Here is a 23,910-nt window from a genome sequence, read left to right on the forward strand (position 1 = left end):
CGGGAACATCTGCCGCAGGTCCGGCATGTGATCATCGATGAGATTCATGAACTCGCCGGAAGCAAACGGGGGGGGCGCAGTTATCCATCGCCCTTGAACGTCTGGCGGCATATGCCGGGGGGGAGTTCCAGAGGGTCGGTCTGTCTGCCACCGTGGGAAATCCAAAAGAGGTGGCCGCCTTTCTGACGGGTACCGGGAGGGACCATACGATTGTCAATATCCCTGCCGCACCCCCCCATATGGATATCTCCGTCCGGTTTGCCGGGGAGGCCTTTGATTCGCAGGTGCGTGCGGTGGAACAATGCATCGAACATGATGCCTCCTCGCTGCTGTTTGTCAATACCCGGTCGACCGCGGAGGCGCTGGGGCACCGCCTCTATGAACGGGGCGATGTAGAGGTGCACCACGGCTCCCTTTCCAAAGAAATACGGATTGACGCGGAGGACCGGTTTAAACGCGGGGGGGAGATCCGGTCTCTTATCTGCACGTCGTCGATGGAGCTGGGCATCGATATCGGCCATGTTGAACGGGTCATCCAGTTCGGTTCCCCGCGGGAGGTCTCGCGTCTGCTGCAGCGGGTCGGGCGGGCGGGTCACCGTCTGGATACCGTTTCGCACGGCACGGTCCTTGCCACCGGGTTTGACGATCTCGGGGGGGAATCTCTTGTCATCAGCGTAAGGCCAGACAGAACGAGTCCGAGGATATCCATATCATCCATGGTGCACAGGATGTGCTGGCGAACCAGATCGCCGCTTTGCTGGTGGAGTACGGCGAGCTCAGTATCGAACGGGTCACGTCCGTTATCGAACGGGCCTACGGATTTTCCGATTGTAGGGTGGCGGTCACCGACGTATGCAGGCAGATGGCGGAGCACCGGTTGATCACGATGGAGGAAATCTCCTGACCCGGACGGGGGAGGTGCCGGACCTACCTATACGGCAATCTCTCGATGATCCCCCCCGATGAAAAGAAGGTGCCAATCTTTGATCTGGTCTCCCGGCGCACGGTGGGCACCCTGGACGAATCGTTTGTCATCGGCTGGATCACCACCGGCGCGACCTTTATTGTCAAGGGTCAGCTCTGGCAGGTGGTTGATCTGGATGACGGCAAAATCATCGTCGAACCGGCCCACGCGGCGGGCGGCGAGCTGCCTCATGGGAGGGGGGGGAGCAGATTCCGGTGCCGTTTGCGGTTGCACAGGAGACGGGAAGTCTCCGCCGGACCCGTGCCTTTGCCGCGTATGGCGCGGACTCTGTGTCCCGGAGATACGCAGAGAATATTCTCGCATCGATGGATGCCGGTGGTGCCCCCCCCGTTCCTTCCGACCGGCTGGTGACGCTCGAACACTTTGACGAGGGCGTTGTCATGAACATCTGCGGGGGACACAAGGCAAACGAGGCCCTGTCCCGCGTCATCTCGATTCTGCTCACCGCCCGGCACGGTTCCAGTGTCGGCATTGAGACGGGGGGCCTACCGTATTGTGTTCCGTCTGCCGTCGGGCATCCGGGCGAAAGATATCCGTGACCTGCTGTATTCCGTTGATCCGGCACATATCGAAGGCCTGCTCCGGCTCGCGATGAAACGGACGGCGCTGTTCAAGTACAAGATCGTGCAGATTGCAAAGAAGTTCGGGGGGGCCATTGATGCGCAGGCCGATTACGAACGCATCAGCATCCACCGACTGCTGGAGACCTTTGAAGGCACGCCCATCCAGACGGAGACCTACCGGGAACTCTTTACGACCATCATGGATGTCAAAGAGGCCGCCCTTCTGGTGCAGCAGATCCAGTCCGGTGATACCGAGGTGGTCATCGCCCCCCCTTTCCGCCATCGGGCGGGAGGGTCTCTCCGCATCCCGCGATATTATCCCGCCGCCCAGCGCCGATCAGGCGATCATCGCTGCGGTGAAGCGCAGAATCGAGGATGACCGGATTCTGCTGTTCTGTATGAACTGCCGCAAATGGAAGAGTCTGACCAAAGTGTCACGCGTATCCGGTCCGCCCCCCCAGTGCCCGAAATGCGGGGGGCCCGTCTGGTGGCGGCGCTCAAACCCTGGGAGGATGAACTGATCCCCGCGGTCAAAAAGAAACAGAAGACAGACGATGATAAGGCGACTGAAAAGAGATTCCTGAAAAATGCCAATATCGTGCTTTCCAGCGGCAGGCAGGCGGTGGTGGCCCTTGCCGCACGCGGGGGGGTCGGCCCGGAGAACGCCTCCCGGATCATTGCCCGGATGGCTGACGGCGACGACTTCTACCGGGAGATCCTGAAAGCGGAACGCAATTTCATCAAAACACACCGGTTCTGGTAACCTATTTCGGGGGGGGAAAAATGTCCCTGCAGAAGGAAATACTATACCCATCCCCATCAAACAATTGTTGATTCTATGGCGGATGCAGAGTATAATATGGTGGACTACGATGAGACCTATCGCAGCTTCTCCATTGATGTACCTGAATATTTTAATTTTGGGTATGATGTCATCGACGACTGGGCACAGCGTGACAGAAACAAACTGGCGATGATCTGGGCGAACCAGGACGGGGGGGAGGAGAAGAAGTTCACCTTCCGGGACCTCAAGAACCTCTCCAATATGGCGGCCAACATCCTGTTGAAGTTCGGCATTAACAAGGGGGGGACCGGGTCATGATCATGCTGCCCCGTGTGCCGGAGTGGTGGATCTTTGTCATCGCCATCATCAAACTGGGTGCCGTGGTCTGTCCGGTGCCCTCGCTCCTGACCCCCCCCAAAGATCTCCATTACCGGATTAACGCAGGAAATTTCCGGATGGTCATAACGGACTGTGAAAATTCCGAAAAAATCGATGAGATCTCCGAGGAATGTCCGTCGCTGCAGACGAAACTTATTACCGACGGGGGGGAAAAGGACGGCTGGGTGAGCTATCAGGAGGAGCTGGTGTATCCGGCACCGGTATCGCACCGCAAGGTCAGCATGCCGTATACAAACCGGACCCGTGCAACCGATCCGATGCTCATCTACTTCACCTCCGGGACAACCGGGGGGGAACCAAAGATGGTGCTGCACAACAATGCGTATCCGCTGGGTCATATCGTGACCGCGAAGTTATGGCAGGACGTCTGTGAAAATGACGTGCACTTCACCTATTCGGATACCGGCTGGGCCAAATGCGGCTGGGGGAAAATATTCGGGCAGTGGATTCAGGGCACCTGCCTGCTTATCTACGATGTCTGGGGCAAGTTCAAGGCGACCGAACTGCTCCCGCTTATTGAAAAGTATGAGGTGACGACCTTCTGCTGCCCGCCGACGGTATACCGGATGCTGATCATCGCCGACCTTGCCAAGTACGACCTTGCCGAACTGCGCCACTGCTGCAGTGCGGGCGAACCCCCCCTGAACCCGGAGGTCATCAAGGTCTGGGAAGAGGGAACCGGCCAGAGGATCTATGAAGGCTACGGCCAGACGGAGACCTGCTGTGCCATCGCATCGTTCGGGTGCATTGAAAACAAACCCGGTTCCATGGGCAAGCCATCGCCGGGCTGGCATATCGAACTCCATGATGAGGACGGCCACCCGGTTGCCGATTATGAAGAAGGACGCATCGCTGTTTCCCTGAACCCCCCCCGTCCGGTCGCTGATTGTAGAGTATATCGATAACGACACGGCAAACGAGGAGTCGTTCCAGAACGGGTATTATTACACCGGGGACAAGGCCTACCGTGATGAGGACGGCTACTTCTGGTTCGTCGGCCGGGACGATGATGTGATCAAGAGCTCCGGATACCGCATCGGCCCGTTTGAGGTGGAAAGCGCCCTGCTGGAACACCCCCCCGCGGTTCAGGAATCCGCCGTCGTCGGTTCGCCGGACCGCATCCGTGGTCTGGTGGTAAAGGCGTTTATTGTTCTGAATCAGGGATTCGAGGGTTCGGAGCCGCTGATAAAAGAGCTGCAGAACCATGTGAAACGGGTGACTGCCCCCTACAAGTACCCGCGTATCATTGAATTCGTTGACGTGCTCCCCCAAGACCATTTCGGGCAAGATCAAACGCAATGTGCTGCGGGAAGACGAACTGAAACGATCCACAGACGACTGATCTCTTCTCCTGTGGTGCACTGCACCACAATTTTTTATTATGATGTGCACCAACATATGCTGTAATGGTGCGTTACTCTGTTACAATGGACGACGAGCTCGTCCGAAAAATTGACCGTGACTCAAAGGATCTGGGAATATCCCGTTCTGACTGGATATCTGAGGTGTGCACCACCCATTTTCCCGAACTGGAGGGGAATGGCATATCTCAGATCAATCCTGATGATTCGATTCATTTCCGGCACAATATTGTCGATTATGATGAGACCTACGAGTCATTCTCCATCGATGTACCGGAATATTATAACTTCAGTTTTGATGTCGTTGATGCCTGGGCAAAGCGGGACCGGAACAAGCTTGCGATGATCTGGGCGAACCAGCAGGGCGAAGAGAAGAAGTACACCTTCCGTGATCTCTCGCGCCTCTCCAATCAGGTGGCGAACATGCTCATCAAGTACGGGCCGGGGGGGAAGGGCGAACGCGTCCTCATTATGCTGCCGCGTGTCCCGGAATGGTGGTTCTTTGTGCTGGGCATGATCAAGATGGGAGTGGTCTACTGTCCGGCACCGACGATGCTCACCGAGCAGGATCTGAAGTACCGGATCAATGTCGCCGACATCAAGATGGTCATCACGAATGAGGAGAACGCCCATAAGGTGGACGCCATCTTTGACGAGTGCCCGTCTCTGGTCTCAAAGTTTATTGTTGACGCCGAACGCGAGGGCTGGATCAGTTATCCGGTGGAGCTGGCGTATCCTGCACCGGTCTCCAGTAAGCTGGTGCCGTTCCATGGTCTGGAGGGAACCAAGGCAACGGATCCGATGCTTATTTTCTTTACGTCGGGGGGGACGACGGGGGGGGAACCGAAGATGGTTTTGCATGACCACAGTTACGCACTCGGCCATATCGTGACCGGGCGGTTCTGGCATGATGTCCGGAGTACGGATCTTCATTTCACGGTGGCGGACACCGGCTGGGGGGGAAAGAGTACCTGGGGGGGTAAGCTCTTCGGGCAGTGGAATGAGGGTGCGGCCATCATGGTCTATGACATCCGGGGGGGCAAATTCAATGCGACCGGGCTTCTGCCGATCATCGAGAAGTACGGGGGGGTGACCACCTTCTGTGTTCCCCCCCACCATCTACCGGATGATGATCCTGGCGGAGCTGGAGAAGTATGACTTCAGTGAACTGCGCCATTGCTGCAGTGCGGGCGAACCGCTCAACCCGGAGGTGATCAAGGTCTGGAAAAAGGCGACCGGTCTGACAATTTATGAGGGATACGGCCAGACGGAGACGGTGCTGTGCATCGGGACGTTCCCCCCCTGTATGGAGTCAAAACACGGTTCCATGGGCAAACCGTCGCCGGGCTGGCATATTGAAATCCATGACGACGAGGGGGGGAAACCGGCTCCCCTGCATGAGGAGGGGGGGCATATCGCGATACGAACCGATCCACGGCCGATTGGTCTCTTCCACGAATATATCGATAATGATGTGGAGAATGCCAAGTCCTTTTCTGACGGCTATTACTACACGGGCGATAAGGCCTATCAGGATGAGGACGGCTACTTCTGGTTTGTCGGCCGGGACGACGATGTTATAAAGGCGTCGGGATATCGTATCGGCCCGTTTGAGGTGGAGAGTGCGCTGATTGAACACCCCCCCTCGGTGCATGAGGCGGCAGTGTCGGTACGCCGGATGTCATCCGGGGCCAGATCGTGAAGGCGTTTATCGTGCTCGCTCCCGGATACACGCCGTCGGAGGCCCTGGTCCATGATATCCAGAACTATGTCAAGAAGGTGACGGCTCCGTATAAGTACCCGCGTGCCATCGAGTTCGTGGAGAGTCTGCCGAAGACCATTTCCGGGAAGATTAAGAGAAAGGAGCTCAAGCAGCGGGAGATGGAAAAGGCCGAGAAAAAGAATAAGGATATTCAGGAGACGAATCCGGATGATATTCCGGAGACGAGTCTGCAGGTTGATCGGCAAAAAAATCAATAACGAAATGAATATATATTGGTAAATCAACCGGTGAACTGTTCATAAAACTGAACAACAAAATCCAGCATTCCAACCAACAAAATAAAATACACATCTTTATTTTGTTTAAGCACGAACTATGTTAGGCGCGAGGGTTGCCGAGCTTGGCCAAAGGCGCTAGGTTCAGGGCCTAGTCCTGTAGAGGTTCGAGGGTTCGAATCCCTTCCCTCGCATTGTTTTATTTTTTGAGTTGTTCTTGTCTTGTTTGTTTTTGAAAAAATACCCGAACGCGGACGGGTAGGAATTAAAGATGAATAAGGTTATACACTTCATTCGTGGCGGTTGTTATGGACATCAACGCGAGTATTATTGATCAAAGAATCCGGTTTTCTATCAATTGATCGGTGTAATCTCAGGCAATTATCTGTGCATCATGGCTGAATTGGTGCGAAGGAACAACCACACCCGTTGAATGTTCAATTTTTTCGATCAGATATATTATGAATAAATCCAAATTGTGCCTCAATAATGACTTAAAATTTATATTGGACAATTGAAACATATAAAAATGTTTTTCGTCTAAAAGGTAAACAATCAATTGTTCATATAATAATGAAAACAAGCACTTCAAAATTATACCAATACACAACATTACAAAATTGCACAAAATTGCGAATCCCTGAATGTGATTACAGAGATGGATTCGTTATTCTGAAAAACCACCAAATACCTGTGTGGAAGAATTTGAACAAATCATCAGTATCACATGAATCAGGAATATATCGCATTGAAAGGGATTGAATTCATTATCGATAATGATCCGATGAACTCAACATATAAATTAGCTCTTTGTAAAGGTGCAACTGAAATTTCTTACACTCACGCAGAAAAGGCATTTTTGAGTTGTGATTCCAAAAAATTGTTTTCCCTCTCTCATATATCACTGCGTACTTCATCCGATATTATTTCCCCCATATTTGACTCTCATTCATACATTCCTCAACTGAATACTGAATCTCATAAAAACAACTCATCATCCAATCAGCATTTCGAAAAGATTTTACTCCAATCATTGATTATTATTCAGGACATGGTGGTTTTGGTATACTCTGGGATCAAATGCAAAAAGACACCATACCTCCACAAATCAAAGATGGGTGGAATAAACTGTGCCACAAGATCAATGCCACCATTGTCAATCAGCCAATGAAATATTTCGGCAGAAAAAATTCCAATCAGATATATTCGGTTTTTGAGCTGGTTCCTGACTATTTGCCGGATGATTATTTTGAAGATTTTCCCGGATGTTCGGTCAATAATGATTTTTTTCCTATCCTCTGGAATATCATGATCTGTTCAAAAATGTTTCATATTCTAAATATCTGATTGAAAAAATCCACCAAAGATGGTGTTCGTTTACGATGTCTCTTGTGGATGACGAATCCGGAATATCATCCAAACAGGTTATGAATATTCTCATACATTCCACTAATGGAGAAATCGTCACTCAAAGTGAACAAAAATATCATGATGCTTCCGATCGGCCTCCCTTGCAGATCATACCAATTATCCAAAACTTACATTCAGGAGAGATAAATGAGAATGATTCCGACATTTTGTCATATTCTGCTGAAAATGTTGTGGATTCACTGCACAAAACAGTCAGTGAGTCATATACAGATCTAATTTTTGTTAAATCAGAATGGAATGACGCAGAAATTGAATTATCTCAAATCGATTCGGAAATTAAAAAATCAAAGGCATCCATTCAAAAAATAATGAACCAATACGGCATCGTAAGCAGCCCGGTTTCTGCCGTTATTGCTACATTGGAAAATGAGAAATCCTGTGTGAAAAGTGAACTCAATTCAAATGAACAAATAACCAAGCAGAGAAGAAATGATCTAATTCACCAGATTGATGGACAGAAAACAGAAATAAAAAGATCTGGAACGAATTTATGACTCTCTCTTATTTGATCATAAAGAATTTGCAGAAAAGAAGGCAGAGGTTCTTCAGCTGAATGAAGAATATGAAACTCTGGAACGGTATCTGAACGGAAGACCTCCGGCATTTGGCTATATAGGGAAACCAATCAAGAGGTTTTTGACGCACTGCGATGATATCGCTTCAAAATTTCTCCTTCAGTCTATTAATCTGTATATTGAGAAAAATAGTCCATCTTCACAGACAAACACGATATCTGACCTTCCTGAATGGTTCATTTCAGCGTTTGATAATTGGTGGAAAGACAAACAGAATACTCTTCACAGGGAGAGAACTGCCGGAGGAAAAATATCATATAACCCGGTATTATTGTTTGATCCCGGACATTGTGAAATCACCCTGATGGTTCCTGCACAACATATTCAGAGTAAACGTCCCCTTGATGAAGTTGTTTTCACCGTACATAGTTCCTCAGAAATAATATATGAAGAGACCCATCCCCCCCTGTGTCATGAAGGGCAGGGATATGTAAGTGAAGAGTTTCTCCTTCCACTCTCAGTACCTTCTGATACCTATTATGTTGAAATAGTGAGCAAAGATTCATCAAAACGATTCCCGCCAGTTGCGATATTTTCACCACAAAAAAAGTATGCCTGCTTTGATTATGAGACGGGTCGGTTAATCTCAGGTGATAATACTATTCTGGAAAAAAGTGCGTATGTAATCTATTCTGAGCCTGTCACCATAAACCGGAGAGTGCAATAATCGGATCCGGCCGGTTTTATGGTCCTTGGCAAGGATATTCGTATTGTTTGGTTGAGCCGGAATATTCTGACAGCGAACATGTTGTAATTGGAGTGGCAGATGGAACGGATGACGCAATAAATCATACATATCCATCCATTGCACTCGAAAACTACCATTCTCTTGACAAGATTAGGGTAAACAGTAAAACAACATTATCAGGACCGCCTCCGACAATACTCCTTTTCCTGCCTTTGCCTGAAGATCTGTCAGAATATCGTCTTTCAATTCATCCGCTTTGCCCGGGAACACTCTCTGAGACACATGTGTATTCTTATGATGACTTTAAAGAACATTGTTCGTTGAGTGAAGACGGGACGGCCTGCAGGTTTGATCTTGCATCTGACTTTTATTTGGGAAAACGGCCTATTGGCACATTTGCTGTTCGAATACGCAACCAGAAGAAAAAATTTGATCACATCCTTGAATTCTCGATTATTCCGGAACTCTCCGTTTCCTTTTCGAAGCATCTCTATACGCCGAAAAAAGGCAAAGAGATAGTAGCTCTGAGACTCGGTGGACCAACACAACTCCAGTGCAGGGTGGATGAGCCATTCGTCGCTGAAATAGAGAATCATTCATGGTTCATTTCCGGTCCGCTAATGCAGGACGTCAATGGAACCCTGAGTCTTGCCATCCCCGGAGAGATATCATTTAGTGGTACATTCTCCCTCCCCATTTCCCATCTGTCATGGCGGTTTGAAAACCCTGAAAAGGAAATTATCTGCCCTATTCAGCGAAATGTGATCACCGTTTCAGATGATGCATATGATGAACTGGGTGACGGAAAAACACTCACCATATTCCTTCCAGAAGAATATTCTGGGACGGGAACCATCACCATAACACCAGGAAAGAGTTACATCATGCATAACATCAGAAAGGGGGGGAAGGCAATTTTCTCTCTTTCGCGGTTTAACGATATATTACGGGAAACACATGCTCTGAATTATTCGTTTGCATTTTCCTTTGAATCACAGAAGGAGCACTTTGATACTCACCTGTTTGATCTGGATATCTGGGAGATATCAGGCTTTACCTGGGATGTTGCCACAGATGGTGACACAAGAGAAATAACGTTTAACTGGCAGGAAGAGGGGGGGGATGTTCCGGGAAGAAAGATGATCGTCTGGAGGGCTGGTCTGAAAGACGGTTCACCCCCCCAGAAAAAGGCTGAACTGGTGATACCTGCCGGAGCCAAGACATTAACCATGTCTGATGCCCGAAATAAAGTTCCTCCGGGAGTATATTATGCCCAGTTCATTAGAACCCGTGATGAATGGAGTTCTCCATCAGTTATGTTCCCCGGGAACATACACCAAATTTCTTCCAGTTTTCTGTTGAACTTGAAGGTTCTGATCTGTTGAAGGAAGGAGATGACCTTCTTGCAGCGGGACAGTATATTGAGGCAATTGAACGGTACCGTGAACTCGAACAGCTTAACACTCAACTCGACGGACTGTGGAAACAAAAAATCCAGAATACATTCATGTATACATTTCGGTATGATGAAGCCCTGAATCTCTTTGATGAGCTCCTACGAAACACCAGTTTCTTAAAACAAACTGATTATTCATATATTACTTTCAGGGTTTTTGAATGCCTGAAAAAACCTGAAAAAATGACGTATAATACGTTTATTCGTCTTTTAGTTGTTTTGGATCAACTCGTGAACATAAATGATAAAACGTCAGTTCAGATTATTCTCAATCATTTGCCTGATTTTACAAAGGCAATGAAATCATGCCGAGTTCTTGAAGAAGATCAAATTGTTTACATTCAAAAAATGATTCAAGATGTAAGATATTGTATGAACAATCAGTAAGGGCGTTTTGCAGAAAAAACGTAATTGATCTAAGTAAATAGCTGAATGGGGGGGTAGAATATGTCACTAAATCCAGTTGTAGTAACAGAAGAAATTAATAAGAGATATCTGGGGGGGTATCTCAGAACAACCTTTCACATCGATGACCCGGAGATCGCATCGCTTTTTCAGGAAAGACTGGAGACGAAGGAATTTATCAAAGGGCCAATCCTCGAAATAACGCCCCCCCCTATAAAACAGGCTCATCACTGGAGAACCTCATTCGTGAAGGTGTGGTATCCCCGTATTTTCATGACCTGAATCAAAAGCAACTCCCCGTAAACCGTCCACTTTACCTTCATCAGGAACAGGCGCTGAAAAAAACGATTGTTGACGGACAGAATATTGTTGTTGCAACGGGTACAGGCAGTGGTAAAACCGAGATTTTTATGCTGACAATTCTTAACGAATTGTTCCGGCAAAAAGAGGCGGGAACGCTCAATTCGGGAGTCAGGGCGCTGCTTCTCTATCCCATGAATGCACTTGTCAATGATCAGCTCAAACGGATGCGTTTACTTCTTGCAACCACACCGGACATCACCTTCGGCAGATACACTGGTGAAACGCCGGAAAAACGAAAACAGGCGGTAGAACAGCACAGAAACCTTCACGGATGCGATCCGCTGGTCAATGAACGGGTATGCCGTGAAGAGATGCGACAGTCTCCTCCACACATTCTTCTCACCAATTATGCGATGCTTGAATACCTGCTGCTCCGGCCATCTGACAATGTCTTTTTTGATGGCAACCATGCGAATTCATGGAAATTTATTGTTCTGGATGAAGCCCATACCTATAACGGTGCAAAAGGAATCGAGATGGCAATGCTTCTGCGTCTCTGAAAGACAGGGTTGTTCAAAGTCGTGAGGGATTACTCCAGTGCATTGCGACCAGTGCAACGATGGGGGGGGAGGAACGGAAGACTTCCCTGCAGTTGCAGCATTTGCACAAAATATCTTTGGAGAACCCTTCAGCGAACAGGGAATCGTTACTGCCGAACGAAAAGATCTTATCCATGATGATTGCTGGGGGGGTAAAGCAGACTCCCTGTGCTACCCGGCATGGCAGGAAATCCTGTCGTCAGATAAAGAGACTGTTCTTCAGGATCTGGTTGAAACCGGCAAACAATATGGGATTCCTGATACTGTTCTTCAGAATGCAGTATCCCGGTCTAATGGAAGAACCGGAGAATTTCTCTATCATGTGCTCTCAGGTGATGCATATGTGATGGACGTGAAGTCGCTCTTCTCTTCTTCCCCCCCCACTACACTGAATGAGGCAGCAGATCTTATTTTTTTGATGAGGAGAAGAATAGGGAAATGCTGGTTGCTCTCGTAGATCTTGCAGGACGGGCAATTACAGAGGGTTCTGATCCTCTCCTGCCTGCACGATATCATCTCTTTGTCCGAAGTGTCGAGGGAGCGTATATTCAGTTCTACCCGTATCCAAAAATATTCCTTGAACCAATCACGAAGAATGAATCTGACGGAGCTCCTCCTGTTTTTGAGCTTGGCGTGTGCAGGTATTGTGGTGCTCCATATATTGTTGGTAAGATGGAACGAAATGGTCCCAATACCATTCTGAAACAGGCTATTCAGTCGTTTTATGATGAAGATGAGATACGGGTTCATTATTTTCTCCTGAAAAAATGATACTTTCGGAAAACGAGAATGAAGATGATAGTATTGAACTCAATTCTGAATTAGACATAAAGGGAGTTGACTATACCCTCTGCACCAAATGTGGAGCTCTCGATAAAGCAAGTCGGGTCAAACCTTCCTGCACATGCGGAGAGAAATACAGGATTCCGGTCATTGAAATCGCGTATAAAGGCGAAACACTGCACAAGTGTCCGGTCTGCACCCGGCTAAGTCCGGGGAATGCTGTTGTAGGCCGGTTTTTGATGGGAAAAGACGCCATCCCGAGTGTGCTGGCAACAGCCATCTATCAGCAGCTTCCGGATATTGAGATACATACAGAGGAGACAAATCAGTCCTCGAAAAACGATGACCCCCCCTGGGCACAGACTCCTGTCCCGATTGCTTCTGCGTCTCCCGAGAGCAAACGAAATTTACTCATATTTTCTGACAGCAGGCAGGATGCCGCATTCTTTGCACCCTATCTCACGCAGACATACAGTAAGATTCTCCGGAGAGCACTGATCATAGAGGTCATTGAAGAAAACCGAGGTGACATTTTCCGCAATGAATGGAGGGTCACTGATCTTATTCCTCCACTTCTTGAAAAGACAAATAAACTAGGTATTTTTCCAAACAAAACACGGCAGGAGTTACAGAATGAACTGGCACGATGGGTTTTCTATGAGTTCAGTTTTGCCGGTGCTGCCGGAAGTCTGGAGAGCCTGGGATTATGCGGGTTTACACTGGTGCGTCCGGATGCATTCAGTGCACCTCCTCCACTCCTAAGAGAGCCGTGGAATCTGAATGAGGAAGAAACGTGGGCCCTGTTTCAGATCCTTCTGGACAGCTTCAGGAAGGACGGAGCACTCCATTTTCCGAATGGAATCAGTCCGGAAGATGACTTTTTCCAGCCCAGAAATTATCAGTTTTATTTTACCCAGAGAAATGGGAACCGCGATGAACATATTCTTGCATGGACACCACAGAGCGGATACTCCAACCGAAGGCTGGACTATCTGAAACGGCTTGCAACGGCAACAGGTGCGTCTGTTTCTGATGATGAGTGTAGAGCTGTCTTGGATGGAATGTGGAGATATTGCAAGCCTGAGGATAATTATTCAATATTCAACGGATATTTCTCTCAGGAACGTTCCGGGAGGCAACAGGAACCCGCATATCTCATGGAACCCAGGAAATGGAGAATCTGTTCTGATGATGACGGAGAACCAATCCAGTGGTATTACTGCACCCGGTGCCACACGCTTACCCATATCAATGTCAAAAATGTCTGCCCGACGTATCGTTGTGAAGGCACACTCAGACCTGTTGACCCTGAAAAACTGTTTGCATCCGATCATTATCTCCGGTTGTATAAAGAGATGGAGCCGGTTCCCCCTCCGTGCTGAAGAACATACCGCCCAGTTAACGAATGACCGGGCTTCGAGTCTTCAGCAGGACTTCATTAACGGGAAAATAAACGTGCTCAGTTGTTCAACGACCTTTGAGCTGGGTGTTGATGTAGGTGAACTGGAATCGGTATTCATGCGGAATATGCCTCCTTCTGCTGCAAATTATATTCAGCGTGCAGGAAGGGCGGGGAGGAGACTGGAGTCAAATGCATTTGTGACAACCTTCTGTCAGCGGCGATCCCATGATCTTACCCAGTTCAAAGACCCGATGCCGTTTGTTAAGGGTATTATTGCGCCACCCCCCCATTGTGATGTCAGAAATGAAAAAATAGTGAAACGGCATATCTATGCAACAGCAATAGCGTCGTTCTGGATGAAATATCCGGAAACATTCAAAAATGTTCGGGAATTTTTCTTTGAAGAGAACATGGACGGCCCCCCCACCCTTTTGAAAGAGTATCTGCTTTCACATCCGGAGGAACTGATGGATTCTCTGAAAAGGATTGTACCGCCTGATGTCCAGGATACTATTCACCTGTCTGACTGGGAATTTATTGATGATCTCTACTGTGTTGAGACGAATCATCCCGAAAAGGTCTTCTGGTCAAAGCGGCAGACGCGGTGCGTTCCGATGTGGCGGGTCTCGAAGAGATCAGACTGGAGAATGTAGAGAAGGGATTGAGTTCGGATTATCTTATCAGGCTCATTCGGACGATTAAAAATAAGCAGATTATCAATTATCTGTCATCTTCCAATATTCTCCCGAAATATGGATTCCCGGTGGATGTGGTTGAATTTAAAATCATGTACCCATCAGATGAAGCAAAGCATCTTCAGCTCGACCGCGACCTTGCGATTGCCATATCTGAATATGCTCCGGGGAGTCAGATTGTGGCAGCGGGGAACGTCTGGGAGAGCAGATACATAAAGAAAGTGCCAAAACATGAATGGCGGATGTACGATTACATCATTTGCGAGAATTGCCACCGGTACAATCGGGTGCTCTCTGAATTAAAGGAAGACCTCACTGAGTGTGAGTCCTGCCATCAGATTCTCTCAGGAAGGAGACGCAGATTTATTATCCCTGAATTCGGGTTTCTCTCAGAGAATAAAAAACCCCCCCGGAGTGTACGGGAAAAACGGCCCAAAAAGACCTACTCTTCACGGGCCTACTATTCCGGAGAGAGTGTTCCGGAGAAAAAACTGGCTTTGCCGCTTGACGGGGGGGGTATTCGATACTGGCGGAATCTGCTCCAATGGCCGCCTTGGTATTATAAATAATGCAGGGAAGGTAGGTTTTCATGTTTGCCAGTTTTGTGGATATACGATATTTGGGAATGCACCATTTCCGAAATCCCACAAAACAGCAGCGGGACGATCCTGCAAAGGGAGGTTTATTTCACAGGTGGACCTTGGACATGAATATCTGACAGACATTCTTCTCCTTGAATTTGTAGGGTATGATAATAGTGATGAAGGGTTCTGGTTGTCCCTTCTCTATGCAATGCTTGAAGGAATCAGTTCTGCACTTGACATCAGCAGGGGGTGATCTGGATGGTGCACTCTATCCGATTCGGGGGGAAGGTAAGTGAGCCTGCCCTTGTCCTGTTTGATACCATTCCGGGTGGTGCTGGTCAGGTACGGCGGGCCATTGAAGATGAAGCAACGTTACGGAAGGTTCTGACGGCTGCGTGGGAGAACCTGAACAATTGCACCTGTGGTGGAGAACAGGGGAATGCAAGTTGTTATGGGTGTCTGAAGAATTATTCCAATCAGTTCTGTCACGAACAGCTTGAACGGGGGGGAAAAGTTCTGGAATTCTTTACTTTGATGGGTATTGGGAAACAATAGGGAAATTTCCCCTTTTATCTTCTAAAGAGAGCATCTATCAACCGGGAAATGAATGATTTTTTCCTGAATTTTATGGGGGATTTTTGTGTCATCTGCAAGAGAGATCGCCCCCCCTCTCTGTGGTTTTTGAATTACAGGGTCTTTAGCCAGACTCGTGGATTTGTATGTATCTGAAAGAATCTCTTCTGAGATTTCATCTCCAATGCCTGCTAATTCGATTCGATTTATTTCCTGTACTGAATGTATTTCTCTGGCATCTGTGTTTTCAGAAGAAATTTCATCAAATTCAGATTTTGTTGCGAATTCATCAGATTTGCTATCTATTTTGAGGGTCGCCTCTTCAGTATTATGTGGGGGGGTTTCGGCCTGTGTGTCTGAGGAGGTTTCTTCTTCAAATAGAGAGATGTTCCACTCCGGAGTATTAGAGGGTATTTCAGGATCCGTTGATGCACCCGGGTCATTGCATACATATTCGTATAAAGTGTCCTCTGTATTCTTTTGAACATCTTTCTGAACACAACAGGTTTCAAGAAGTTCATCTCTCACTTTCTGAATCGTTTCTACGGTGAGAGGGTGGCTGTTGTCTGCCTGTTTCAGACCAGAATGGATCTGTTCGTTTTTAGTCTTTTGAACATTTTGCATCTGAATATGAAGTGATTCTGCAATTCGTCCCAATTCCGGTTTAGTGTTGGAGGTATTGAGGGTGCTTTCCACATTATCTTTTGGAAAGATATCATCGCTAACAGAATCAGTTGCTTTTGTACCTGTGCAAATATTCTCGATGTCTTGTTTCTGGGATGGGTTTTCCTGGATGTCGGGTTCTGCCGGTGGATGAATTTCGAAGAGTTCATCTGAAGAAACAGGGGGGGTATCCGAAGACGGGGTCTCGTTACCCTCTGTTTCTGTCCCGATACATATGTCAGAGGGAGTATCCTCGATGGCATAGAGTGACTGAATGTCATGAAACGCACCATCCTGATATATTTGAGCGGTATCTGAATGATTGAATGGCAATTCTCTTTGAGAGGATTCCTGGCTGATGAATGCTGAGGTGCCATTTACATGAGCTGCAGAAATATCTGTTATTTCATATTCATCGGTTTCCGGCAGATGGGCCATGGAAACCGAGAGCAACATGTAGTATTTTTCCATTGCTTTGTCTGTTAAGTGGATGGAACTGTTGGTTATCCCATCCGAGAATGACTGCATAAATTCGTTCAGTCTCTCTTTTTCTTCAGAGTTGCCCGTTTCTGCAATGGAGCTCAGGTAGTTAATCAATTCGTTTTCAGCATACGTGATGAATGCATCAGGGTCGGATACTTTTCCGGAAAACAGAATAGAATAGATTTTGTTCATATGATTGCGATATCGTGCGAATCCGGTTTGAAACATTTTCTTTTTTCTGCTCTAATAGGTAGAGGTCTGTTTCAAGATTTTTTGCTGTGGCAATGTCGCGTTTGATTGTCTGATATTTTTCGAATTGATCACGGGAACTGTCGAGTGTCTGCAACTCGTCTGATAGCAATGTGATCTGACGATTTAATGCATCTATTTCTTCAAGAACGGTATCCGGATCTACGTATTCACCATCCGGAAATTCATTCAGCAGTGTCTCAATTTCTTTAGAAAGTTCTTGGAATCGCTCTTCATCTTTTTGAATTTTCCTGTTTTCTGTAAGCCAGTCGGAGATTTCAACGGTATCTGTCGGGCAGACCAGTTCACGTGTTACCAGAGGATAGATGATATTTTCAAAATATTCCTGCACCTGTTCCTGCGGGATAGTTCCATGCATGAGGATAGGAGTGACATATTTTTGTGAACGGGGGGGATTTCAACATGAAATAATCCGTTTTTCTCAATGAATCTCAGGAATGCTTTTCCAAGCATTTGGCCTTTAGCAGCATTGAATTCTTTAATGTCATCCCGGACATAATTCCAGTATTTCCCTTCACTATAGTTGAAGATCCCTTTTAACACAAGATAACACGCAATAGTTGCCGGGTAATTCACGATCTCGTCTTCAAATCCACTATTGGTTGAAAATGAGAATTCCTTTGAGACATAATTGCAGAGCATCTCAAAATCATTATTCGTAAGGGGGGGATCTGCCCCCCCAGAAGGCCGACCTGATGTACCTGTTCTGATAGCAAAGACTCACATGAATCGATTGTGACGCAGTTTTCCAGCATTTTCCCGCATTTCCCCCCCTCAATAATGTTAGTATATCATTCTATCACGGCATTCTGTATAAAATGATTGAAATGGTGATTTCGTGGGATAACAATTACGCTTTTTTTGCTAAAGATGTGTGATTGAATTGATAGCAATTTGCGATGCTCCCTTCTCCAAGAGAGATAAGGCATGATTGTAATGATATACCACTTCACTGATGTGGCAAGGCGACGGTAATTGTGTGAAATTCCGACATATGATTCATATGGACGTGTGACGCTGTCCTTTATACGACATCATCCCACTGCCCCCCCAGTATCATAGAACGGTGACGGGAGCGTGGGATACACCCGATAGACATGCCGATACACCTCGGCTGATTTGCTTGCCACATCTTCTTCCGTATAGGTATCCACCGGGAGACCGGTTGAATCACTCCAGAGGAAATCATGAATGATGATCCGGACCGCATCACGGGTGGCTTCCTTGTCACGCCAGTGATCGATGCGAAGTTTCTCTGCCTTGAGCGTATCAAGGAGCTCAACGGACACGCCCTTAATGCGTTTGATCTCTTTTGGTGAAAGATCCGGTTTCTTCAGGAGGTCAAACACCGCCAGTGATTCCTCGTCCAGCCCTTCGCTCACCGCCCGACCTTCTTCCTCTTCCATCCCGGTAATGAAGTGAATAAGGGCCTCGAATGTCTTCTCGATAGTGACCTGATCCTTCTCACGGTTATATTCAGCCACGATATCTTCGTAATGCCGCTGAAAGTCGGTTCGCAGGGGGGGTTCTGTTGCAGGAGCCGCATGAGACGCTTGTCGATGGCCTGTCTGAGATTCTGCACCGTAGTCCGTTTTGTCGGACTGCGTTCGAACTCCTGCCGGAGCCGGGTAAAGTCGATGGTGCTGATGTCATACGGGTGGGTCTCACTGTCTACCCCCCGGATGGGTCTCTATCGCCTCATCAACAACCCGGTGCAGCTGCCGGATGATGTCGGTGATGTCTGCATTGTCCCGATCCTTTTGCAGGCTCTTGTAGATGATGTTGGTTGCGTCGTAATCATTGCGGAAATCGTTGATGCCTTTGATGTTGATGCACGCCTTGAACTTTCGGAAGACCGCACGGCTCATCACCTCGAAGTGTTTCCGTGTCTCGTCGTTCTCGTTGGCCGCCTCCTTCGCAGCAAGGATGGCAGCGTTGCGTGCAAAGCTTTTCTTCGAGATGATGTCATCGAGTGATGCGTTGCGGTCGGTCAGAAACGTCCGGACAAGGGCAAATGCTTCCGCGAGGTCAGCCAGCAACTCCTCTTCCGGTTTTGCGGGATCGATTTCGTTGCCCTCGCCGTCCCTGCTGTCATCACCGGCTCCGGCAAATGTGGCGAGTGCTTTGCGCAGGTTCTTCAGGATGCCGCAGTAGTCCACGATCATGCCGTTGTTCTTGCCTTTGTTCACCCGGTTCGCACGGGCGATGGCCTGCATCAGGGTGTGAGCCTTAAGCGGTTTATCCAGATACATGGTTGAGAGGCTTGGGACATCGAACCCGGTCAGCCACATTGCACAGACAATGGCGATTCTGAACGGGTGTTTTTCCTCTTTGAAAGCATCGTCCAGTGCCAGTCTCTGCATATTCCGGAACTGAGGGTCTTCCCGCATGTACTCCGGCAGGTCAATGCCCTCTTTGATCAGGCGGCGGTGGGGGGGAGTAATGTCCAGGTCCCACTTTCGGAATTTATCGACCTCGCCCTGCTCTTCGCTCACCACGACTGCCATGCGGGTCTCACGCATCCAGTCGATCTGCCGCTGGAGGTATATCTCCTCCTGCTCATCGGCTGTGTTGGATATGTTCTTTTCCCGTTCGGTGATCCGTTCGTCCCAGTATTTGCTGATCAGATCGTACATCCGCACGCAGGTCACCTTGTCGATGCAGACCACCATCGCCTTGCCGGTCTCCCAGGCGGTGGAGTAGTGTGTCACAAAGTCACGGGCCACCTGGTCGAGGCGTTTGTCTGCCGTGATGATGTGATAATCCCGCTTGAGTTCCCGTTCGAGCCGCTGCTGGACATCGATATCGTCCGTCTCCAGTTCTTCCAGTTTATCTGCTATTCGCTCGTTCAGATCCCCGACCGAGACGCCGAGTTTGTCGCCACGGGCGTCATAGTAGAGCGGAACGGTGGCATGATCTTCGACGGCCCGCTGGAAGTCATAGGTTGAGATATAATCGCCGAACACTCTTCGTGTAATCTCATCGTTTTTGAAGAGCGGTGTCCCCCCCCGTGAACCCGATGAAGCTCGCGTTCGGGAGTGCGTTACGCATGTTTAAGGAGAGGGTTCCATACTGGGTGCGATGTGCCTCGTCGGTGATGACGATGATGTCATCCCGCTGTGTGTAGCCGTTTTCGGAGTTTACCTCCTGGTTGAACTTCTGAATAAGGGAGAAAATGTAGGATTTGTGTTCGGTGAGAAGGCGGCTGAGGTGATCACCGCTGGATGCCCGGCAGGGGGTCGCGGTCATTGTCCACCACGCCGCACCCGGCAAAGGTCTTGTATATCTGGGTGTCGAGGTCGTCGCGGTCGGTCAGAACGACGAAGGTGTAGTTTCCGCCGAGTTTGCGATGAACCTTTCGGGTGAACATGACCATCGAGTAGCTCTTGCCCGCCCCCTGTGTGTGCCAGAAGACACCCAGCCTGCCCTGCCGTTTTTTCCGGTCAATTACTGCTTCAATGGCCCGGTTGACGCCAAGGTACTGGTGGTTGCGTGCGAGAATCTTCTTTGTCTCTCCGGTGGAGTCGTCAAAGATGATGAAGTTCTCCAGGAGATCGATGAAGTTTCTCTTGTCGCAGATTCCTTTGAGCAAAGTCTCCATGTCCACGACACCCGGCTGATCTTCTTCAAGGCGTTTCCATTCATGAAAATGTTCGAAACGGCTGGTCAGTGAACCAAGCTTTGCGTCCACACCGTTTGCAAGCACGACGAAGGCGTTGTGATGGAAGAGGTGCGGGGACGGTGTCCTTGTAGTCGGCGAAGTTTTGTTCGTAGGCAGCCGGATGTCTTTATTGACGTTTTTGAGCTCCATGAAGAGGAGTGGCAGGCCGTTGACGAATCCGACGATGTCGGCCCGCCGGTGGTAGAGGTCACCCTGTACCCAGAACTCCCGCACACAGAGGAAGGAGTTGTTTTCTGGACGGGTGAAGTCAATGACCCGCAGCCGTTTTCTGACCCGCTCGTCTTTGTCATTCCGGAAGGTGACCTGCACGCCGTCACGGATGAGTGCGTATTTCTCGCGGTTTGTCGCGATCATGGACTGTGTTGTCGAAATCGTGACAATCTGTCGAACCGCATCGTCGTAGGCTTCCTCCGGCAATCCGGGGTTGAGTTCGACCAGTTTGGCCCGGAGTGGTCGGGTGAGGACAACTTCCCGGTCTGATCCACGGCCCAGCAGACTCTTTGGCCCGAAGTTCTCGTTGTTGTAGGCATACACCGAATCCCACCCCCCCAGCTCCTGCTCGAGGTATGCGGCCGTGGTCTGCTGGACGAGGGTGTCTTCGGTGTAGGTGCCGTGTGTCATGGATTACCTCTTCGGTTTTTGTGATTTTTCCAGACTGTTCCTGCCTTTGTCAGTGAGCCGGTATTGCTGGAGCCTGCTGGTAAGTTTTTCGGGAATCGTGAATTCGATGTACCCATCAGCCAGCAATTGCCTGATGACCTTATTGAGCCGACCGGAGACAGACTTCTGGCCCAACCCGGTGGCAATTGCGGACTTTGCCATAGGCCCATGACGTAGTACGTTGATAACACGAGTTTCCATTGACTCTGGCCGTAACTCTGGCTCTAACTCTGGCCGTAACTCTGGCTCTAACTCTGGCCCTGACTCTGGCTGCGGCCCGACTTCAGCTGTGCGTCCCGGCCGCCTGAATGTTGTCATCACCCAGGATTCTGAAACGTCGATATCCGGTTCTGCCACTCCATAATTCTGGCACACCTGGCGAATCCTCCGGATACCACTGCCGATCTGTTCAACCAGCCCCCCCATGCGCTGGAAGATACCAAACAGGAGCGGATTGCGTGGCACACTTTTTGTCCCCCCCAGATCTTTTTCCTGCATTCCGGCAGGCAGACCGCCGGGGGGGTTACGATCTCCACCCGGTCCTGGAAAATGTAGACCTGTACATTCGCGGTCGAACGGTAATCGCGGTGGACGATGCTGTTGACCAGCGCCTCCCGCAGGGCTTCGACCGGCAATTCCAGCCGCTCGTCCCGTCCGGTTGCATGCGGAATGAGGGCAGTGGTGAGTTTGGACTGGAGGTAGGCCATACAATCACCGTAGATGGAATAGAGATCGCCCGTATACTCCTTGCGATCGAGAATGTGCACCTTGTCGGTGCCCTGAAACAGAGCACAGGTAACCGTGGCACTCCTGCTGATGCCGGTAATGTCTTCGGTTAAGAGCCAGGCACCGGCCTGTGTCATCTGGTCATCATGAAGTAGGTGCAGATTGCGCAGGGCAGCGTACATATCCAGCGTCGGCAGCCGGGCCCGTTTGACAAAACGCTCCCAGCTTGCCACGGTTAAATCCCGGTCAATAGCAAATCGTTTGCAGGGCGTTTCGTCAAAGTGGATGAGCTTCCGAGTAGAAGAACTCACGAATTTCGTTGCGGGACATCTGTTGCGAGCTCGCCCCCCCTTCGCGGATGAAGAATTTGCCGCCGAAGGAGTAGGGCTTGCTCTGCTGGGCGGGGACAGTCACACTCAGCACCTCGCCGATGCTTTCGACCTCCACCGCGATGGGCGGTTCAGCGGAACGGGCGATGGTTTGGACTTCGGACTTCAGACGGTTGTGATCAGTTACTCCCGCAATCTCCCCCCCATCGTCCGAGACACCGATCAGGATTACTCCTCCGGTGGCATTGGCAAAGGCGCAGATCTCACGACCGAGGCTGGATGTCTTGATTTTTTGAACTCGGTAGTATAGCCTTCTCCGAGGGTGATGAGGGCGGTGAGCTGTGTTTCGTTCACGTTCATACGGCAATCTCTCCGTTCATCAGCCGTGGCAGGAGGAGGTCGCGGGCTTGTGTGAGATCATCTATTGCCTGTTGGAGATTTTCAATCTGAAGATCTATCGCCCGTGTGTGTTCTATGAACATCTCAGCGATCCGATCTGTGGCTTGTAATATTTCAACTCTGTGAAGGTCTTTTTTCGTAATCGCAGCAAAAATTGCACCTCCACCCATCATGTCCTCTTTGAAAAAATGACTTTTCAGTGCATAGAATAAGAAATTTTGCTGACCACAATTCGATCGAATGGCAGCAATACCGCGTCCAATTACAATCTTGTCAGGCGTGATGTTTATTCTCCCAACGGGTGCTCGAACACTAAAAAGTATATCGCCCGGTTCTGCAAGACGGTTTATAACCGTACAATAGGTTTGATGCGAGGGAAATCGAATTCCAAAGTTGGTAACACCTTGATGAAACGGAAGTCCGTTTCCCTCTTCATTGTAATAGATAGACTTTGGACTTTGACCCATAATGATGTCGGCAACCTCACTCAGTGGCTTCTTTTCCCACCCCTCCGGCACGCCATCCACAATTCTGACATGCTCGTGGCCGGGGGGGAAGCGGAGGTGGACGAACCACTCGCGGTAGAGCAGCCGCGCCGCCTGTTCTAAAAGTTCAATCCGCCGCTGGTTGTTCTCGACCAGGTCGTCGTAGGTAGAGAGCATCGAGGCGATTTTGTTCTGGATCACAAGGTCAGGGATCAAGATTTCCAGTCCATGAATGTGGTTTCGATTTAATGTTGGATTTGCATTTCCTACATTATAACGTTCGAAATTCATAGTTCGTAAGAAATAGTAAACAAAACGGGCGTTATTACCTTTAAGGTCCTTACTCCAAAGAGTAGTGTCGTGTGGCCAATAAGGTCCATCGACATAGTGAACTGTGCCAAGTGATCCCTTGCGACCTACGACAACTCCGGGACCATCCACTTTATATTCTGAATGATAGCTATTAATCCCTGACGATGAGACTACCGGAATGTCTCCCGGTTTTTGCTCAGCCTTAGTGATATCATATCCACGCTGAAAGAATACGAGATCCTGAAGAGTCGCTGTTCGCCAACCAGTTCGTATTTTCATTTTCCCGCTCATATCCTCACCCCTCTAAATTCATCAGG

At 49.0% G+C, this 23,910-nt stretch carries 31 protein-coding genes, 1 tRNA gene and 2 pseudogenes; 23 read left to right on the top strand and 11 right to left on the bottom strand.

Annotated features, from left to right (window positions below; all coding sequences use genetic code 11):
* Positions 1-27 precede the first annotated feature (27 nt).
* The 23 genes and pseudogenes from JCM10550_RS21800 to JCM10550_RS03845 all read left to right on the top strand — a co-directional run bounded on the left by JCM10550_RS21800 (position 28) and on the right by JCM10550_RS03845 (position 15,566).
* Positions 28-186: a hypothetical protein gene (locus JCM10550_RS21800; protein ID WP_245618697.1), complete on the top strand. Its 159-nt coding sequence runs from the start codon at positions 28-30 to the stop codon at positions 184-186.
* Complete coding sequence (locus tag JCM10550_RS21805; RefSeq protein WP_245618698.1) at positions 171-881, top strand: helicase-related protein; 711 nt, start codon at positions 171-173, stop codon at positions 879-881. Before JCM10550_RS21800 ends, JCM10550_RS21805 begins: the two co-directional genes overlap by 16 nt.
* Before the next feature lie 92 nt (positions 882-973).
* The gene (locus tag JCM10550_RS21810; RefSeq protein ID WP_245618699.1) at positions 974-1,336 is read left to right on the top strand and encodes a hypothetical protein; all 363 of its coding nucleotides are present in this window, start codon (positions 974-976) and stop codon (positions 1,334-1,336) included.
* Entirely contained in the window at positions 1,291-1,524 is a 234-nt protein-coding gene (locus tag JCM10550_RS24315; protein ID WP_281175247.1) for a hypothetical protein, read from the top strand. Before JCM10550_RS21810 ends, JCM10550_RS24315 begins: the two co-directional genes overlap by 46 nt.
* A complete protein-coding gene (locus JCM10550_RS21815) occupies positions 1,481-1,927 on the top strand; it encodes a hypothetical protein (RefSeq protein WP_281175248.1) in 447 nt (148 codons plus the stop codon). The genes JCM10550_RS24315 and JCM10550_RS21815 overlap by 44 nt, the downstream gene beginning before the upstream one ends.
* Before the next feature lie 33 nt (positions 1,928-1,960).
* Entirely contained in the window at positions 1,961-2,311 is a 351-nt protein-coding gene (locus JCM10550_RS21820; protein ID WP_245618700.1) for a hypothetical protein, read from the top strand.
* Positions 2,312-2,386: 75 nt separating this feature from the next.
* Positions 2,387-4,073, top strand: a pseudogene (locus JCM10550_RS03770) (AMP-binding protein).
* A 64-nt stretch (positions 4,074-4,137) separates the two neighbouring features.
* Positions 4,138-6,072: pseudogene (locus JCM10550_RS03775) on the top strand (AMP-binding protein).
* A 127-nt stretch (positions 6,073-6,199) separates the two neighbouring features.
* Positions 6,200-6,284: transfer RNA gene (locus tag JCM10550_RS03780), tRNA-Leu, on the top strand.
* 886 nt (positions 6,285-7,170) lie between these two features.
* A complete protein-coding gene (locus JCM10550_RS03790) occupies positions 7,171-7,437 on the top strand; it encodes a hypothetical protein (RefSeq protein ID WP_062397090.1) in 267 nt (88 codons plus the stop codon).
* Between the two features lie 35 nt (positions 7,438-7,472).
* A complete protein-coding gene (locus tag JCM10550_RS03795) occupies positions 7,473-8,015 on the top strand; it encodes a hypothetical protein (RefSeq protein ID WP_062397092.1) in 543 nt (180 codons plus the stop codon).
* Positions 8,016-8,157: 142 nt separating this feature from the next.
* Positions 8,158-8,763 carry a hypothetical protein gene (locus JCM10550_RS03800; RefSeq protein ID WP_062397094.1) on the top strand — a complete coding sequence of 202 codons (606 nt, stop codon included), beginning with the start codon at positions 8,158-8,160 and terminating at the stop codon, positions 8,761-8,763.
* 47 nt (positions 8,764-8,810) lie between these two features.
* Positions 8,811-10,169: a hypothetical protein gene (locus JCM10550_RS03805; protein ID WP_062397095.1), complete on the top strand. Its 1,359-nt coding sequence runs from the start codon at positions 8,811-8,813 to the stop codon at positions 10,167-10,169.
* Entirely contained in the window at positions 10,166-10,627 is a 462-nt protein-coding gene (locus JCM10550_RS03810) for a hypothetical protein (RefSeq protein WP_062397097.1), read from the top strand. The genes JCM10550_RS03805 and JCM10550_RS03810 overlap by 4 nt, the downstream gene beginning before the upstream one ends.
* Positions 10,628-10,687: 60 nt before the next feature.
* Entirely contained in the window at positions 10,688-10,927 is a 240-nt protein-coding gene (locus JCM10550_RS20305) for a hypothetical protein (protein ID WP_218185101.1), read from the top strand.
* On the top strand, positions 10,900-11,508 hold the full coding sequence (locus tag JCM10550_RS20310; RefSeq protein ID WP_062397099.1) for a DEAD/DEAH box helicase: 609 nt from the start codon (positions 10,900-10,902) through the stop codon (positions 11,506-11,508). The genes JCM10550_RS20305 and JCM10550_RS20310 overlap by 28 nt, the downstream gene beginning before the upstream one ends.
* Before the next feature lie 37 nt (positions 11,509-11,545).
* A complete protein-coding gene (locus tag JCM10550_RS20315) occupies positions 11,546-12,004 on the top strand; it encodes a hypothetical protein (protein WP_062397100.1) in 459 nt (152 codons plus the stop codon).
* A complete protein-coding gene (locus JCM10550_RS03825; RefSeq protein WP_062397102.1) occupies positions 11,986-12,318 on the top strand; it encodes a hypothetical protein in 333 nt (110 codons plus the stop codon). The genes JCM10550_RS20315 and JCM10550_RS03825 overlap by 19 nt, the downstream gene beginning before the upstream one ends.
* Complete coding sequence (locus tag JCM10550_RS19495; protein WP_062397105.1) at positions 12,315-13,712, top strand: hypothetical protein; 1,398 nt, start codon at positions 12,315-12,317, stop codon at positions 13,710-13,712. The genes JCM10550_RS03825 and JCM10550_RS19495 overlap by 4 nt, the downstream gene beginning before the upstream one ends.
* On the top strand, positions 13,612-14,385 hold the full coding sequence (locus tag JCM10550_RS16805; RefSeq protein ID WP_245618701.1) for a helicase-related protein: 774 nt from the start codon (positions 13,612-13,614) through the stop codon (positions 14,383-14,385). The genes JCM10550_RS19495 and JCM10550_RS16805 overlap by 101 nt, the downstream gene beginning before the upstream one ends.
* The gene (locus JCM10550_RS03840) at positions 14,337-14,996 is read left to right on the top strand and encodes a hypothetical protein (RefSeq protein WP_157199899.1); all 660 of its coding nucleotides are present in this window, start codon (positions 14,337-14,339) and stop codon (positions 14,994-14,996) included. The genes JCM10550_RS16805 and JCM10550_RS03840 overlap by 49 nt, the downstream gene beginning before the upstream one ends.
* A 124-nt stretch (positions 14,997-15,120) precedes the next feature.
* Complete coding sequence (locus JCM10550_RS18090; RefSeq protein WP_157199900.1) at positions 15,121-15,264, top strand: hypothetical protein; 144 nt, start codon at positions 15,121-15,123, stop codon at positions 15,262-15,264.
* 5 nt (positions 15,265-15,269) lie between these two features.
* Positions 15,270-15,566: a DUF1998 domain-containing protein gene (locus JCM10550_RS03845; RefSeq protein WP_157199901.1), complete on the top strand. Its 297-nt coding sequence runs from the start codon at positions 15,270-15,272 to the stop codon at positions 15,564-15,566.
* Positions 15,567-15,587: 21 nt separating this feature from the next.
* On the opposite strand, the gene JCM10550_RS03850 is transcribed toward JCM10550_RS03845, so the two are convergent.
* The 11 genes from JCM10550_RS03850 to JCM10550_RS03885 all read right to left on the bottom strand — a co-directional run bounded on the left by JCM10550_RS03850 (position 15,588) and on the right by JCM10550_RS03885 (position 23,884).
* The gene (locus tag JCM10550_RS03850; RefSeq protein WP_062397113.1) at positions 15,588-16,922 is read right to left on the bottom strand and encodes a hypothetical protein; all 1,335 of its coding nucleotides are present in this window, start codon (positions 16,920-16,922) and stop codon (positions 15,588-15,590) included.
* Positions 16,873-17,331 carry a hypothetical protein gene (locus JCM10550_RS03855; protein ID WP_062397115.1) on the bottom strand — a complete coding sequence of 153 codons (459 nt, stop codon included), beginning with the start codon at positions 17,329-17,331 and terminating at the stop codon, positions 16,873-16,875. The genes JCM10550_RS03850 and JCM10550_RS03855 overlap by 50 nt, the downstream gene beginning before the upstream one ends.
* Positions 17,292-17,642: a hypothetical protein gene (locus tag JCM10550_RS03860; RefSeq protein WP_062397117.1), complete on the bottom strand. Its 351-nt coding sequence runs from the start codon at positions 17,640-17,642 to the stop codon at positions 17,292-17,294. Before JCM10550_RS03860 ends, JCM10550_RS03855 begins: the two co-directional genes overlap by 40 nt.
* A gap of 392 nt (positions 17,643-18,034) precedes the next feature.
* Positions 18,035-18,520, bottom strand: coding sequence for a type I restriction enzyme endonuclease domain-containing protein (locus tag JCM10550_RS20320; protein WP_281175256.1), 486 nt, complete (start codon positions 18,518-18,520; stop codon positions 18,035-18,037).
* A gap of 144 nt (positions 18,521-18,664) precedes the next feature.
* A complete protein-coding gene (locus tag JCM10550_RS20325; RefSeq protein ID WP_218185103.1) occupies positions 18,665-19,966 on the bottom strand; it encodes a hypothetical protein in 1,302 nt (433 codons plus the stop codon).
* A gap of 13 nt (positions 19,967-19,979) precedes the next feature.
* Complete coding sequence (locus JCM10550_RS24320) at positions 19,980-20,249, bottom strand: DEAD/DEAH box helicase family protein (RefSeq protein WP_218185104.1); 270 nt, start codon at positions 20,247-20,249, stop codon at positions 19,980-19,982.
* The gene (locus JCM10550_RS20335) at positions 20,215-21,303 is read right to left on the bottom strand and encodes a type I restriction endonuclease (protein ID WP_218185105.1); all 1,089 of its coding nucleotides are present in this window, start codon (positions 21,301-21,303) and stop codon (positions 20,215-20,217) included. Before JCM10550_RS20335 ends, JCM10550_RS24320 begins: the two co-directional genes overlap by 35 nt.
* Before the next feature lie 3 nt (positions 21,304-21,306).
* Complete coding sequence (locus JCM10550_RS21825; RefSeq protein ID WP_245618702.1) at positions 21,307-21,504, bottom strand: hypothetical protein; 198 nt, start codon at positions 21,502-21,504, stop codon at positions 21,307-21,309.
* 155 nt (positions 21,505-21,659) lie between these two features.
* Positions 21,660-22,301, bottom strand: a complete 642-nt coding sequence (locus tag JCM10550_RS21830; RefSeq protein WP_062397119.1) for a hypothetical protein — start codon at positions 22,299-22,301, stop codon at positions 21,660-21,662.
* Between the two features lie 43 nt (positions 22,302-22,344).
* Positions 22,345-22,764, bottom strand: coding sequence for a helix-turn-helix domain-containing protein (locus JCM10550_RS16820; RefSeq protein WP_083475285.1), 420 nt, complete (start codon positions 22,762-22,764; stop codon positions 22,345-22,347).
* Positions 22,754-23,884: a restriction endonuclease subunit S gene (locus JCM10550_RS03885; protein WP_083475286.1), complete on the bottom strand. Its 1,131-nt coding sequence runs from the start codon at positions 23,882-23,884 to the stop codon at positions 22,754-22,756. Before JCM10550_RS03885 ends, JCM10550_RS16820 begins: the two co-directional genes overlap by 11 nt.
* Positions 23,885-23,910: the final 26 nt, after the last annotated feature.

It is taken from the genome of Methanogenium cariaci JCM 10550, from assembly GCF_001315945.1.
GTDB classification, from domain to species: domain Archaea; phylum Halobacteriota; class Methanomicrobia; order Methanomicrobiales; family Methanomicrobiaceae; genus Methanogenium; species Methanogenium cariaci.